The sequence below is a fragment of the Clostridiisalibacter paucivorans DSM 22131 genome (genome assembly GCF_000620125.1).
In the GTDB taxonomy this organism is placed as follows: Bacteria; Bacillota; Clostridia; order Tissierellales; family Clostridiisalibacteraceae; genus Clostridiisalibacter; species Clostridiisalibacter paucivorans.
Map to the genome: position 1 here is coordinate 1 of NZ_JHVL01000066.1, position 12,437 is coordinate 12,437.

Consider the following 12,437-nt stretch of genomic DNA (forward strand, 5'->3'; position numbering starts at 1 on the left):
CCAAATCCTCATACTTTCTTTCTATACACTATCAATAATTTTGCTGTAATACTCAAAATTATTTTGTTCCAAATCCTCATACTTTCTTTCTATACCCGTAGAAGTCAGTTGTTTAGCCATTTGTCTTTTTATGGAATATTGTTTTTTTTGCTCTTTTTTTTGCTATATTATTACGAAACCTTTATTTTTCCATGTTTGTAGAGGGTTTGGGCTTGTCGTCGACCTACAGGGGTTTTTGCACTACTATAGGTCGACGACATTTTGAGGATTTGTGGGATACAATCCCAGGTGTGGTCAAGTCCACTTGTCGAGTGTTGGCCCGCTTAGTATTCAAGTCTGATAGCTACTTCTCGACTATAGGCGTCCGAACAAGCCCAATATTTTTATTTATTTTTTCAATTCTTCTTCTATTATTTTTTCTATGTTTTGAGTGCTTATATTTTTAGCGGCGTTATAGTCGGCGTTTGCCGAAAATCCACATTTTGTGCATCTGAATCTCTGTTGGTCTTGTCTGTTTTCTCTGGATATATTTCCACATCGGGAACACCGCTGACTAGTGTATCTAGGGTCTATATATGCTACCTTGATGCCCTTTTCTTGTGCCTTGTACTGGATTTTTTGTTGTAGGTCATAGTAGCTCCAGTTTTTGAGAAATGTTGAATCCTCACTGATACCATCTAGTTTTTCTAGCTGAATAGTCTCAACATCATGTTTCTGAGCTATATCTACCACAAATTTGCTATATTTGTGGTTTGTTGTGTTTCGAAAATTTTTTATTTTTTCCCTGGCAAATTCTATAGGTGCTATGCGGGTCCGAATACCGTGTCCTCTTCTTCCATCTCCGCAATATTTCCCCTGGTCTAGCAATTGATTTTTTCGTTTCTCTATATTTCTACGAAAATGTTCTATCTCTCCACCATCTATTCTATATCGGTGGTGCGAATCATTCAACGCCATATACAGAGGATAGACTATCCCTAGGTCTATGCCCAGAATTCTGCCCGTTTCTTTTGTTTTTTTTGGTTCAAATCTATATGCTACCAATAAATACCATTTTTCTTTTCGTCTATCTTTGACTATCTGACCATATCCCTGACTATATTCTCCAGAAACTATTCTATCCAAAATAGTTTCTGTGGAATTGTCTTTCACCACCAAAGAGATCCGATATCTTGTTTTGTCGTTTGTTTCTTCCTTTGCATATTTTTTTGATACCAGACTACAATCCACAACCAAGCCATTCTCAGTTCTAGATATGGTGTAGCTCTGATTGGCTATATATATCGGTGCCTGGAGTCTATAGCTAGGGATGGATTTTCTCAGGCTCATGACATCCTTTTGGTCAGAAGACCATCTGCTAGTAGCCATACCCACAGTCTGGGAGATATTGCCCCGATTAAATATGGGAAATATCTCAGCAGCCTGTCGATATATATGGTTCCTATGGCTATACCCATATATATCCTTTGCTCTAGGATATTTGCCATATTTTTCTCTATATTCGTTTCTATATATCATCCATTGGTAGCACTGCTGTATTGAAAAATTCAACATCTTGCTTGAATTGTATCTCAAATCTGCCAGTATTTTTCTGACAGTATTCCAGTTTGAATCTATTGGGGTTCCTAGTTTGATTTTCACACTTTTGGTCATCATATCATATACCACCTTTTTTCAAGGTTTCTTCCATGTGGAAAAGGCTGTATCCCAGTAATACTCCCGATTTGAAGCTGTGTTCTGTGGTCATAGCAGCTCTATCGTCCTCTGAGTCTATATATGCCTTCAGTAGTGCATTCAGCTTTTCCCGTAGATTTTCATCGGATATATCTTCTATAGTGTTCTCTAGTATAGTGTAGTTACTTTTGCTTTTTTCTAGCATATCTACATATTCTTTTTTTCTCTCTAGCCTTTTTAGCATAGAGGTTTCAAAATTTTCAGCTATTTCTAAAATAAACATGCAAATCTCTCCTTTTTTTGAAAATGGAGAAATAAAAAAGTACGCATGCAGGGCTCCTACACACGTACGATATATTCTAGATTTGTCCACATTGACTATATTCAAAAAAAATAGTATAATTCATATAGTCGTCGTGGGGGCTATATGCCCTTCGTGTAGGTGGGTGTTCACCTGCATGAGCCTGGAGATGCGCCAACATCTTCAAGCCATGGCGATTTTTACTTTTCTATTTCTGATTTGCATTTAGTATAGCACTTTTTTTGAAAAATGGCAAATATTTTTTTAATTGGGAATTATATTATATTCATATATTTTTTCTTAGCTTTATTTCTCAAATTTTTAGGAAGTTTTTCTAAAAATTTCTCTGATTCATCCCTTGAATAGTGTTCACTGATCAATTCTACTACTCTATCCAACAATTCTTCTTTTCTCAATTCTCTATCCCATAGCACCAATTTATTTTCTTTTGATTCTTCTTCAATTTTTAATAATTTTCTATCTTTTTGGCTATATACATATATCATCTTGACAGAACTACTATCTTCATCCGAAAACATGAACTCTCCTATTACAAAATCATCTTTTTTATGAAATTTAATTTTTTCATAACTAGTGTCAAATATGCTATTAGCCATATCAGATGGTTGTACTCCATCTGTAAGCATTATGTTTATCAATTTTTCTAAATTATCCTTTACAATTTTACTAATCACTTATATCATCCTTTCTAATTCCTCTACTATTTGAGTCATATATCTTTGGGAATTTAATAATTGTTGCGGTTCTCTTTCATTTACAGTTCCATATCTTCTTCTGACTCGACTATTTATATACCAAACAAGTATGCCATCATTATTAGTTTTCCTAGTTAGTCTTGGAAGTATTCTCTTAAATTTGAAATATAATGAATTACTTTTAGGGTCTATGCCTTTCTTTTCCAAGATAAGTTGTGCCGCTTCATTTGCATCTTTTACTAAAGACTCTCTTATCTTCTTTCTTGCTAATTCAGGTCTTTTCTCAATCAGTAATTCATCTATTTTTTCTTTTTCTTCTCCATAGGCTTTTCTTTTAAGAATTGCTTTTATATCTTCTATATCTTTGTCATTTAAGCCATTTTCTAATAATCCTGAGGATTTCAATTTTTCATCAACTTCTAATTCTATCTTATTTCTTGCATCTTCAAACATTTGGTTGAAATCTATATCATTGAGATATGACTCTGTACTCCCTAAATAATATTCGTCTGCTTCTACATCTCCGTATATTGTATTTCTTTCTTCATATTCCCTTTCACTAAAAGTATAATCCCTTATGATTTTAACTTTTTTACTCCTTTCAATCTCTTTCCGAAAAAATTCCCACATTTTATCTAGTCCAGTATCTTCATGATAAATTACAAAAGCATTATTGTCTATAGCAAAATCTGTAATCTCTTTTTCTGGTATAACCCTTAAGACTCTTCCTACTACTTGTGCAAAAGCGTTTTTACTTCTATACGGTCTAAATATTGCTAATATAGAAAGATATTTATGATCATATCCTTCCATTAACATATTTACAGACACTACAACATCACACTCATGTCGTTCTACTTTAAGCATATTTTCATCTAGTTGTTTCTTCTCTAATTTACTATGGACTATAGTTACTTTTTTCCCTTTAGATCTATACCATCTAGCAATATCCTCTGCATGTTTTATACTACATGCAACTGCTAATATTTTATGATTTACATCAGGTGATAATCTCCTTAAGTCATCTAGCTTAACTATACTCTCTTGTATTACTTCGTTAGAGCATTCTTCAGATAATGCTACACTTTTTTCTAGCCATTCTTTGTCTTTAATTTTTATTATTTCATCTTTAGAATATTTTTTATCATCACCTTGAATAGTAAAATACATTTGTGAATTTTTCACTGTTACTTTTCTCAACCATTTTACATATTTTGAAGCCATTACCTCTGACAAGCTAGTTTTATGTATTTCCTCCCCAGGAATTTCTCTTCCGTCACCTCTATATGGTGTGCCTGTTAAATGAAGTTTTTTAGCATCTTTAAAATATTTCAATGCGTCTTGCCATGTATCTGCGATAGAATGGTGTGCCTCATCAACTATTATTAAATCAAAAAAGTCTGGTTCAACTGCTTTTAATAATGAATTTTCACTATTCTTATATAGCTTATGCACATTAGCTATTACAAAATGAGAATTTTCCAAGCTACTTTTTAACATATCAGGCTCATATTCTACTACAACAGGCAAATCTTGTGGATCAAATAACACATCATATTCAAGCCAAAAATTATCTTCTAATGGATGTAATGTTTTTATAACACTCTTTTTAGTTACTAGACCTGGTGTTATAACTAAAACTCTTTTATCACAAACTCCATATGGTGCAATTGATATTAAACCACTTTTACCAGTTCCTGTAGGCAAAACTACTAAAGCCTCTCCTTTGTCATTTTCTTCAAAATATTCTTTGATTTTAATATAAGACTGTACCTGTGGATCTCTTAATTTCTTATTTCCCTCAATATAAGGTACTGTTTCTTTGAAATAGGACATAATACTCCCTCCTTACCTAAAAATTTCTATTCCAAGAGAGAGATTCCTTTATTTTAAAATCGCATATTTCGACATTTTTATTTATCCTTTCTTAAAGAAATTCGACTTCCCGATAGATTATCTATAAATATATTTTTTCTCATGAACACACCTTTTTTTCCCACTCTATACACTACGACAAACATTGGCTCATTGATTGTGTATTCTTTGCCTGATATGGGGTGTTCAAAGGTATATGGTACTTCGTTGATTGGCTCTGCATATATTGTGTTTTTCTCTACTTTTTCATGTGATATATGAAATTGTTTCTGCATCATTTCTCTATAGGTATTCTTTGATTTGTCTTCGTCTATTTTGACTATGCCATTTGCATAGTCTTGATCTCGTACTATTTCCATAGATGCAGCCTTTGCACAGAAATCTATCCCCCCTTGGTAGTTCTGCTTGATGTATATTGATTTTCCTATGTCAAAGACTAGCACCATCAATGCCATGAGTAAAGCAACTTTCAACATTGATTGTAGTGTTGTAGTCATCCTCATCTCTCCTATCTAATCAAAATATTCTTCTGACTTTGCTACTCTTGAGTAGCTATAGACTATTTGATTGTCTCCTGGTAGTAGAAAGTCAAATATTTTTGATATATATGCCACCCTATTTGTTTCTATTGACAGTGAAATATATTCATCACTATCCTTTGATACCCCTGTATCTAGAGCTTCAGTGGGGGATATCTCTATATTTAGTTTATTTTTGTCAAATCCCATTTTGTCCAGCTTTTCTATGAGTTTTTCAATTTGTTCTGTGGTAAATCTGCCATCTACAGATGCTTGATGTAGGTATTCATCACCTACATGGGTCAGCAGGGACTGGTTGAAAAAAAACGCCCCTGCTGTAAAAATCAGTGAAAATATAATCAGCCAAACTGGCATCCACCTAAGCTTCTCTAGTGTCTCCATATATGCTCACTCCCATTTTTGCCAAATGATGATCTATCTTCTGAATTGAAGATGCATCCGCAGGATCTTCAAAGTCTAGACTATCTATCTCTCTTTGTTGATCTTTCGCCTTGCTATATATAGGCTCTATGATCACATTTGCTACCGCCACTAACAAAACTAACACCAATGCTATCCATCCTAATTTTTCAACCGTATCCATATATTATCTCTCCTTTTTTTATTAAAAATTTTCTCTAAAAATAATCAACCACGGTAAAATCAATAAATACAATGCCACCATAATCACAGGAAATCTTGTCAGGAGTATTTTCCTGTTTTTGCTCCTATTTTTTTCCTTGACCATCAGTTTGTATAGCTCATTTCTCAATCTTCTACTCATATCTAGTACAGAGAAGGTAGTCTTTCTATTTGTGTCTATGCCTTGTTTGAGTATGTTGATGAAATCTGAAAATGGTTTGTAATCTGCTTCCCTTTGCATCACCTCCATAGCCTTTCTTCCATTTTTTTGGTAATTGTTTATGCAACTTGCCAAATACGGCCGAAATACATTTGATTTTGATTTCAGCCTAATCAACAGTTGGTACATATTCATATCATCTTTTTTCAAAAATAATAAAGTGAGGATCTCTAGTTTGTTTAGTTCTTTTTCCATCAGTTCTTCAGTCCTACCTATCCTAAATCTTAGGACCATATTTGGAAAAAGCACACTAGAAAATGACAATAGAATTATCATCAGAATTTCAAATTTACCAATTTTATTTTCGTTTAAAAAAAGAAGGTTTTGATACACCTTCTCTGCATAGTTGATAGTATTTTCTCTATCGAGCTCACTTTCTTTGATTAGATTATATATTTGTTTTTGAAGTTTTTCGTATTCACCCCCTTCAATCAACTTCTCATAGTCTATTTTTTCATAGGCTTCTTTGGTTAGTTTGTTCAGAAATATGTCATCATTTTTTTCTTTGTTTTGAAAACTTATCACATCTATGTTTATTGATTTTTTGTTTAGAATTTCATTAGTTTTGAATCTATAGTTTGTATAGAAGGCTGTTGTTACCAACACTGAAACCAACACAAAAACTGCTATTCTAACTAATTGGAATCCTTCTACTGATAGATTTATCCTTGCTTTTTTCAGTTCTTTTTCCTTTTTTCTATATATTTCTTTTTTCGGTGTTAGTATCCTTAGAATTCTTGATTTTTTTACGTTTCCTATTTTTTTTCTGATTTTCTCTCTTTTTGAATCTATCCTTTTTGCTATATCTATCAAAATCAGAAAAATTGCCAATAATAACGCATATTTCAACCTTTGTCACCACCCTTCTAATTCTTTTCAATATAGAATGTTGCCAATAGTGACAATGCAATAGTCACAATGCCTATACTAATAGAGGCTATACCTATATATCTTTCAAAGTAGATGTTAACTGCCTCAGATTTAAATAAAACTAGATTAAAAAGAACTGCAAATACTGCAAACACTGCTACTATTATATTTATGGCTTTTGTGCCATTTATTTCAGTTTTTCTATGTGTTTCCAATGCTTGGTCTTCTGCCATCAGCAGGGAAAATTCGTTCAGCTCATCTCCTATATCTTCGGCTATGGTGTGGTTTAGTATCAAAAGTTCTCCAAACATTTCAGCCCAAATATAGTCTACTCTTTTACAAAAGTTTGCTATGGCTTTTGTGATATTGCTCTGGTTTGCTATCATCGTGGATAGCCTTCTGAACTCATATCTGATGGGATTTTGTAGTTCTAGATATGTGTTTTGCAGAGCCCTTTCTTTATTTTTTTCGGATGTATATTTGGTGATGAATATATTTACTGCTTCGGGAAATTGTTCCCGAAGCCTAGATAGTTTCATGTTCAATAGAAAAAATAACAATGCATAGGGTGATATCATTGTGACTATTGCCACAGGTATAACTAGATACCATATCCCCATCATTTTGAATTCTACTATTATAGACAATAAAGTGAAAATTGATATATATATTATTGTTTTTATTGCCTTTATTTTATTTTGATTTTCTGTGTTTGAGTTAATTACTCCATATTTTAGTTGGAGTTTTGTTTTGATTTTATCTAGTGGTTTTATTTTTTTTATTATCTCATCTATTTTTTTATAGAATTTCTTTGATTTTTCAAATATATCTCCCCTTATTTTTTGCCTTTCTTTTATTGATTTTATCACGGTTACAAAGAAAATTAATATTGATATTGTTATTAAAAATACCCCTAAAATTTTCAATTGGTATCACCCATCATTTTTAAGTATTTTTTTTCTTCTTCTGTCAGATTGTAGTATTCCATTCTCATCAGTAGATCTTCTCCTTCTATCCCTCCTACCCTTTGATGAATCTCTGTTTTGGGATTCCATGAAAAGAGTATATTTCTCTTATATGTCCTTGTTTCTATATCTACTACTATCTCTGATATATCGTCTACTATCCTCCTGCCATCTTCTAGCTGTCTGATTCTATATGTGATATTGAATGCCCTTGCGAACCTATACAACAGAAAATTGATATCTACAGGTATTCCCCCCTCCAGGTACATTTCTGCAAATTCTTCTGGAACTGATTGAGGATCTAGTACATGGCCAGTGAGAAAAGTGCAACCTATTCCTCTTCTTGATGCCTTTGCTGACTCTTTGACTTCGGCTCCCCTTGCCTCTTCTAGTATGATCACGTCTCTATTTGCCCGAAGCATCCATTTGAATTCTTCCAGAAGTCCATATTTTGGTGTTTCCTGCATACTGACTATATTTCTATCAGGATATATCTCTTGAAGTTTTGCTTCAAAGTCAGATGCTAGAGTTCCAATTTTGAGGTTTTCATTCAAAAGTCCCACCAGGTATTTTAGAAATGTGGTTTTCCCTCTGTTTATGCCGCCTATAATTACTATGGAAGGCAGGATTTTGAATAAAATTTTTGTAAATTTTATAATCTCTTTGTTTATTCCTCCGTTTTTCAGATATGATTCTTCGGTGGGGGAAAAAGAATTAAATAATTTGATAAAAAGATAATTTCTATATCCTGCTGGTTTTAGTGCTGCGGTCACTCTGGCTCCTGACAAAAGTTTACTTTCTACTAATGGATTTTCCCGATTTATATCGGGCTTGTTATCGTGTTGTATCGCCCGTTTGATTATTATTTCAAACTCTTCTTCGCTATCAAATTGTATATCTAGCTTTTTCCAGGTTCCATCACTTTTTTCTACTTCTATCCAATCATAGTCTATACATTCTATGTTGTTATATTTTTTTTCTCTATTTTCTACTAAATCATGTATAATTGATAGTCCATATTCTTTTTTGAATATTTCATATGCCAGATGGTCCACATCTTTTGCTCTATATCTTTTCAATATAGCTTTGATTTTGTCTATGACATATTCTTGAGCCTCTTGGTTGCCACTACAACATTGTAGTATCATTCTTGAATGTTTTTCATCTTCTTCTGGACTGTCAAACTGATATTCATTCATATGATCTCTTACTTTTTCTATCCATCTATTCATCTATCATCATTCCTCCTTGAATCATTACTTTATTTTTTTTGGTTGCCTTTTCTTTTTGTATTTGATTGCCATGTTTTCTTAGATATATTCTTCCTTTTTTTTGTGCTATGTCTATGGCTGATTCTTCTTGATTTGTTAGTTTGAATAGTGCTGTTATTGGCTTGAATGCTTTTTCTTTTGTATCTACGAATGATACATTATTTGTGTCAAAAATTTGAACTATCCTAATTTGTCCCACTACTAATTCTGGTGGTTTGATGGATATTTCTCCATTGGGCATTTCTTTTCTAGGGTATGAAACCATCACATCTACTACATCTCCTGGCTGTGCATCGCCTCCAATCATGTCTGTGAAATCATTGAATTTGATTCCAAGTAGTCTTTCGTCTTCTTGAAACCACTTGTCCTTTTCCATCAATTCATTTTTCAAGATTGCCCTATCTTCTACTATGTCTGTGATTGCTACTTTTCCTATGGCTTCTGACATATCTCCTATAGCTTTGGGATGTCTATCTGGTACATATATCTCAACTTCCTCTAGGTCTTTTCCTTGAATTATTTCTCCTCTTTTTATATCATTTTGGGATTTCACCACTATAATTTTTTCAGGGATTACTAATTTTTCTATTTTGGTTTGATAGTATGTTATTAGCCCTCCTATCACTAGGATAGAGAGGGCTAATAACATGAGCTTTGATACTTTTTCATTTATTTTTTTTATTATTTCCATTTATTTATCTTCCTCCTCCTCTTCAAGGGTTATTTTATTCTTTTCTAGAAATTTCAATATGCCATAGGGGTTTATATATGCTATTTCTTTTTCTCCTGGAAACTCTACTCCTATCTGTATATGAAGGTGGGTAGCAAATTTTCCTGTAGTCCCCTCGGGTCCATATCCACTGTCACCCATATATCCTATGATATCTCCTGCTTTGATTCTATCTCCCCTGTCTATCCCTCTTTCGTATTCTTCCATATGGGCATAGTACCAATATCTATTGTTTGAATCTCTGATGCCTATTCTCCATCCTCCTAGCCTTTCCCATCCTATCCTTTCTACTATCCCCGATGTAACTGCTACCAATGGAGTACCTCGTTTTGCCATGATGTCGTTTCCTTTGTGATGTCTATCTCCTCCAAAGGTTCGTCCTGCTCCAAAGTCATCATTGTGGATATAGTCATATCCTCTTGGGATAGGATAGTATCCATGATATTCTATTATTTCTTTGCCTTCTTCGTCCTCTTCTATTTCTGCTAAATCGTCATATATCATGTAGTAGTATTTTTTGATATCTTTGTATGTTTTGTATTTTGTCTTTCCTAGGACCTCTTCTCTTCCTAATTTCTCATATAGTTCTGCAAAATCCACCATTTCTGATGAACTGAACTCATCAAATTGAAAATCTATGGATACCAGGTATGAAGTCAGATGTTTTATCCAGTTTCCACCAAATTTCTTTTCGCATCTTAGTGCTGCATCTATCATATCTTCTTTGGCTGTATGTATGATTAGTACATCTTGCTCTGTTGAATCATCACCACCAGATATTACTAAAAACATCATAGGTATTAATATTATAAGTATAAAAAATAGGCTACTTACAATAATAGCCCATTTATACTTAGCTAAAAGATTTTTGAAAATCTTTTTTTTTTCTTTTTATATTTTTCCTCTGAATTTTTTATTATACTCCTAATATCTTCGATAATACCCCCCCTTTCTTCTCAAATTTCTCTATTCCATAGCAAAATCTAGATAAATCGTAAAAACTTTCTATCATTTCTTCACTGCATCCCTTTAATGCCACAGCTGGTTTTCCGTATCTAATATTTTTTATAGCTATCTCTGTATCTTGTGGGATTGTTGTTATCCCTGCAAATTTATGGTTGAAATATTTTTCTATTTTCTTTGGTGTAAATTCTTTGTTTTCTAAATATTTGTTTATTACCAATACTATTTTTTTTAAAGGTATATTCATACTTTCCATTTTCTTTAATACTATTTTATTTTCTTCCATAGATTTATAATCTAAGTCTTGTACTAAAAGAATAGTATCTGCTAAATTTAATACATTTTTGGTTATTTCATCATCTAGATTTTTATTTGTATCGATAAAGACTACCTCATTTTCACTTCTAAGGTAGTCTATAATAGCCATAAATTTTCCTTTATCTCTTTTTATAAATATTTTTTCAAAACCTTCATTATATTTTTTGTTAGTTAATATCCTAAGATTATCATTCAGTAATCTATACTGTAAATCATCTAAATAACTTAAATTTTGATTTTCAATAAGTTCTTTTATTGCATTTTGTTTTGTTTCATCAGGATTGTAAAAATAATATGATAATGCTCTGTTTTCTAAGTCACCATCTATTAACGCCGTTTTTATACGTTGTCCAGCAACAGTATATGCTAAATTGCTTGATACAAAGCTCTTTCCAGTTGTACCAGCTGAATAAATTGCTATAACTCTTTTAAAGCCCTTAGTTACTTTATTTATATATTCCCTCTTCTCTGACTCTTGTTCATATCTTTGAAAATCAAATTCACTACTTGGGTTTTTTATTTCTTTTATAAGTTCAGCTTCTATATCATCATATATGATTATACTGTATATTCCTAAATTTACTAATTTTTGAAAAAATCTCTTGTTGTATTTATCTACAAGAATTAAAATGTCTAGTAATGGTCTGTTTTTTCGTATTTCTCTAACTTTTTTTAACAAATTCTCTCCCTGAGGATTAGAATCTAAATCCTTAGAAATTATTATTAGATCTGGTTCATCTAAATCTACATAATCTAAAAGCATATCTAAATTTTCAGCCTTGCTTACTATTTGAAGTCCCTTTTCTTTTTGAATAATATTTTTAATGTATTTAGAAATGCTTCCATCTATAATTCTCATTTGAATCACCTCTTAAATCTTGACCCTTACTTACTTATTTATTCACTTTTATGATTATTTTTCAATCTTGTAATAAGTAAGCCTTTAGGATTTCGAACATCTTGATTCTTCATGCCTTGCATTTCGAATTTTACATTTTCTGCACCATATTTTTTTATTAAATTTTCAAAGAATATTTGATTGTTTTTCTCTCCATATTCCTTATTAAATCTATTATCCAATTCTCTAGCATTTTGTATTACTACATTATGATTAACATTTTGAATTATGTTTGAATTAATTGTATCTTGTTTATTTCCTTCAATATTCTTCGAGATTTCTTCTCCTAGTCTTTCAATATGTTCATTTTCATGTAAAAGTTCTGAGTCTCTGTTATTTAATTTTTGACTATTATTTTGTTTGTTAATTTCTTCAAGTATTTCCCCCCTGTGTTAGAATAGTTGTCATATAGATGTTATAATAATTGTGAGTAAAGAAAGGATGACAATCTATATGAAAAATAAGAGCTATAATAA

General features: G+C 32.1%; 14 protein-coding genes. All 14 read right to left on the reverse strand.

Annotated elements, in window-relative coordinates:
- Window positions 1-387: 387 nt before the first annotated feature.
- Window positions 388-1,656, reverse strand: a complete 1,269-nt coding sequence (locus Q326_RS18580; RefSeq protein WP_156936319.1) for an RNA-guided endonuclease InsQ/TnpB family protein — start codon at window positions 1,654-1,656, stop codon at window positions 388-390.
- 1 nt (window position 1,657) lies between these two features.
- Entirely contained in the window at window positions 1,658-1,957 is a 300-nt protein-coding gene (locus Q326_RS0113875; protein ID WP_026895928.1) for a hypothetical protein, read from the reverse strand.
- A gap of 293 nt (window positions 1,958-2,250) precedes the next feature.
- Window positions 2,251-2,670, reverse strand: coding sequence for a hypothetical protein (locus Q326_RS0113880; RefSeq protein WP_026895929.1), 420 nt, complete (start codon window positions 2,668-2,670; stop codon window positions 2,251-2,253).
- Window positions 2,671-4,527: a DEAD/DEAH box helicase gene (locus tag Q326_RS0113885; protein ID WP_026895930.1), complete on the reverse strand. Its 1,857-nt coding sequence runs from the start codon at window positions 4,525-4,527 to the stop codon at window positions 2,671-2,673. It lies immediately after the preceding gene.
- 77 nt (window positions 4,528-4,604) lie between these two features.
- Window positions 4,605-5,063 carry a hypothetical protein gene (locus Q326_RS0113890; protein ID WP_026895931.1) on the reverse strand — a complete coding sequence of 153 codons (459 nt, stop codon included), beginning with the start codon at window positions 5,061-5,063 and terminating at the stop codon, window positions 4,605-4,607.
- Between the two features lie 15 nt (window positions 5,064-5,078).
- The gene (locus tag Q326_RS0113895; RefSeq protein ID WP_026895932.1) at window positions 5,079-5,486 is read right to left on the reverse strand and encodes a hypothetical protein; all 408 of its coding nucleotides are present in this window, start codon (window positions 5,484-5,486) and stop codon (window positions 5,079-5,081) included.
- Window positions 5,464-5,688 carry a hypothetical protein gene (locus Q326_RS0113900; RefSeq protein ID WP_026895933.1) on the reverse strand — a complete coding sequence of 75 codons (225 nt, stop codon included), beginning with the start codon at window positions 5,686-5,688 and terminating at the stop codon, window positions 5,464-5,466. The genes Q326_RS0113895 and Q326_RS0113900 overlap by 23 nt, the downstream gene beginning before the upstream one ends.
- 21 nt (window positions 5,689-5,709) lie before the next feature.
- Complete coding sequence (locus Q326_RS0113905) at window positions 5,710-6,795, reverse strand: hypothetical protein (RefSeq protein ID WP_026895934.1); 1,086 nt, start codon at window positions 6,793-6,795, stop codon at window positions 5,710-5,712.
- A gap of 17 nt (window positions 6,796-6,812) precedes the next feature.
- The gene (locus tag Q326_RS0113910; protein WP_026895935.1) at window positions 6,813-7,742 is read right to left on the reverse strand and encodes a type II secretion system F family protein; all 930 of its coding nucleotides are present in this window, start codon (window positions 7,740-7,742) and stop codon (window positions 6,813-6,815) included.
- The gene (locus Q326_RS0113915; RefSeq protein WP_026895936.1) at window positions 7,739-9,013 is read right to left on the reverse strand and encodes an ATPase, T2SS/T4P/T4SS family; all 1,275 of its coding nucleotides are present in this window, start codon (window positions 9,011-9,013) and stop codon (window positions 7,739-7,741) included. The genes Q326_RS0113910 and Q326_RS0113915 overlap by 4 nt, the downstream gene beginning before the upstream one ends.
- A complete protein-coding gene (locus Q326_RS0113920) occupies window positions 9,006-9,743 on the reverse strand; it encodes an SAF domain-containing protein (protein WP_026895937.1) in 738 nt (245 codons plus the stop codon). Before Q326_RS0113920 ends, Q326_RS0113915 begins: the two co-directional genes overlap by 8 nt.
- A complete protein-coding gene (locus Q326_RS18055) occupies window positions 9,744-10,577 on the reverse strand; it encodes a M23 family metallopeptidase (RefSeq protein WP_051531511.1) in 834 nt (277 codons plus the stop codon).
- A gap of 121 nt (window positions 10,578-10,698) precedes the next feature.
- Window positions 10,699-11,922 (reverse strand): CpaE/TadZ family protein, encoded by a 1,224-nt coding sequence (locus tag Q326_RS0113930; protein WP_026895938.1) that lies wholly within the window; start codon window positions 11,920-11,922, stop codon window positions 10,699-10,701.
- A gap of 38 nt (window positions 11,923-11,960) precedes the next feature.
- Window positions 11,961-12,143: a hypothetical protein gene (locus tag Q326_RS0113935; RefSeq protein WP_026895939.1), complete on the reverse strand. Its 183-nt coding sequence runs from the start codon at window positions 12,141-12,143 to the stop codon at window positions 11,961-11,963.
- Between the last annotated feature and the right edge of the window lie 294 nt (window positions 12,144-12,437).

Excerpts from the sequence above, each read along its gene's own strand:
- Q326_RS18580 (WP_156936319.1), bottom strand. The coding sequence starts at position 1,656 with ATGATGACCAAAAGTGTGAAAATCAAACTAGGAACCCCAATAGATTCA.
- Q326_RS0113875 (WP_026895928.1), bottom strand. The coding sequence starts at position 1,957 with ATGTTTATTTTAGAAATAGCTGAAAATTTTGAAACCTCTATGCTAAAA.
- Q326_RS0113885 (WP_026895930.1), bottom strand. The coding sequence starts at position 4,527 with ATGTCCTATTTCAAAGAAACAGTACCTTATATTGAGGGAAATAAGAAA.
- Q326_RS0113890 (WP_026895931.1), bottom strand. The coding sequence starts at position 5,063 with ATGACTACAACACTACAATCAATGTTGAAAGTTGCTTTACTCATGGCA.
- Q326_RS0113895 (WP_026895932.1), bottom strand. The coding sequence starts at position 5,486 with ATGGAGACACTAGAGAAGCTTAGGTGGATGCCAGTTTGGCTGATTATA.
- Q326_RS0113900 (WP_026895933.1), bottom strand. The coding sequence starts at position 5,688 with ATGGATACGGTTGAAAAATTAGGATGGATAGCATTGGTGTTAGTTTTG.
- Q326_RS0113915 (WP_026895936.1), bottom strand. The coding sequence starts at position 9,013 with ATGAATAGATGGATAGAAAAAGTAAGAGATCATATGAATGAATATCAG.
- Q326_RS0113920 (WP_026895937.1), bottom strand. The coding sequence starts at position 9,743 with ATGGAAATAATAAAAAAAATAAATGAAAAAGTATCAAAGCTCATGTTA.
- Q326_RS18055 (WP_051531511.1), bottom strand. The coding sequence starts at position 10,577 with ATGATGTTTTTAGTAATATCTGGTGGTGATGATTCAACAGAGCAAGAT.
- Q326_RS0113930 (WP_026895938.1), bottom strand. The coding sequence starts at position 11,922 with ATGAGAATTATAGATGGAAGCATTTCTAAATACATTAAAAATATTATT.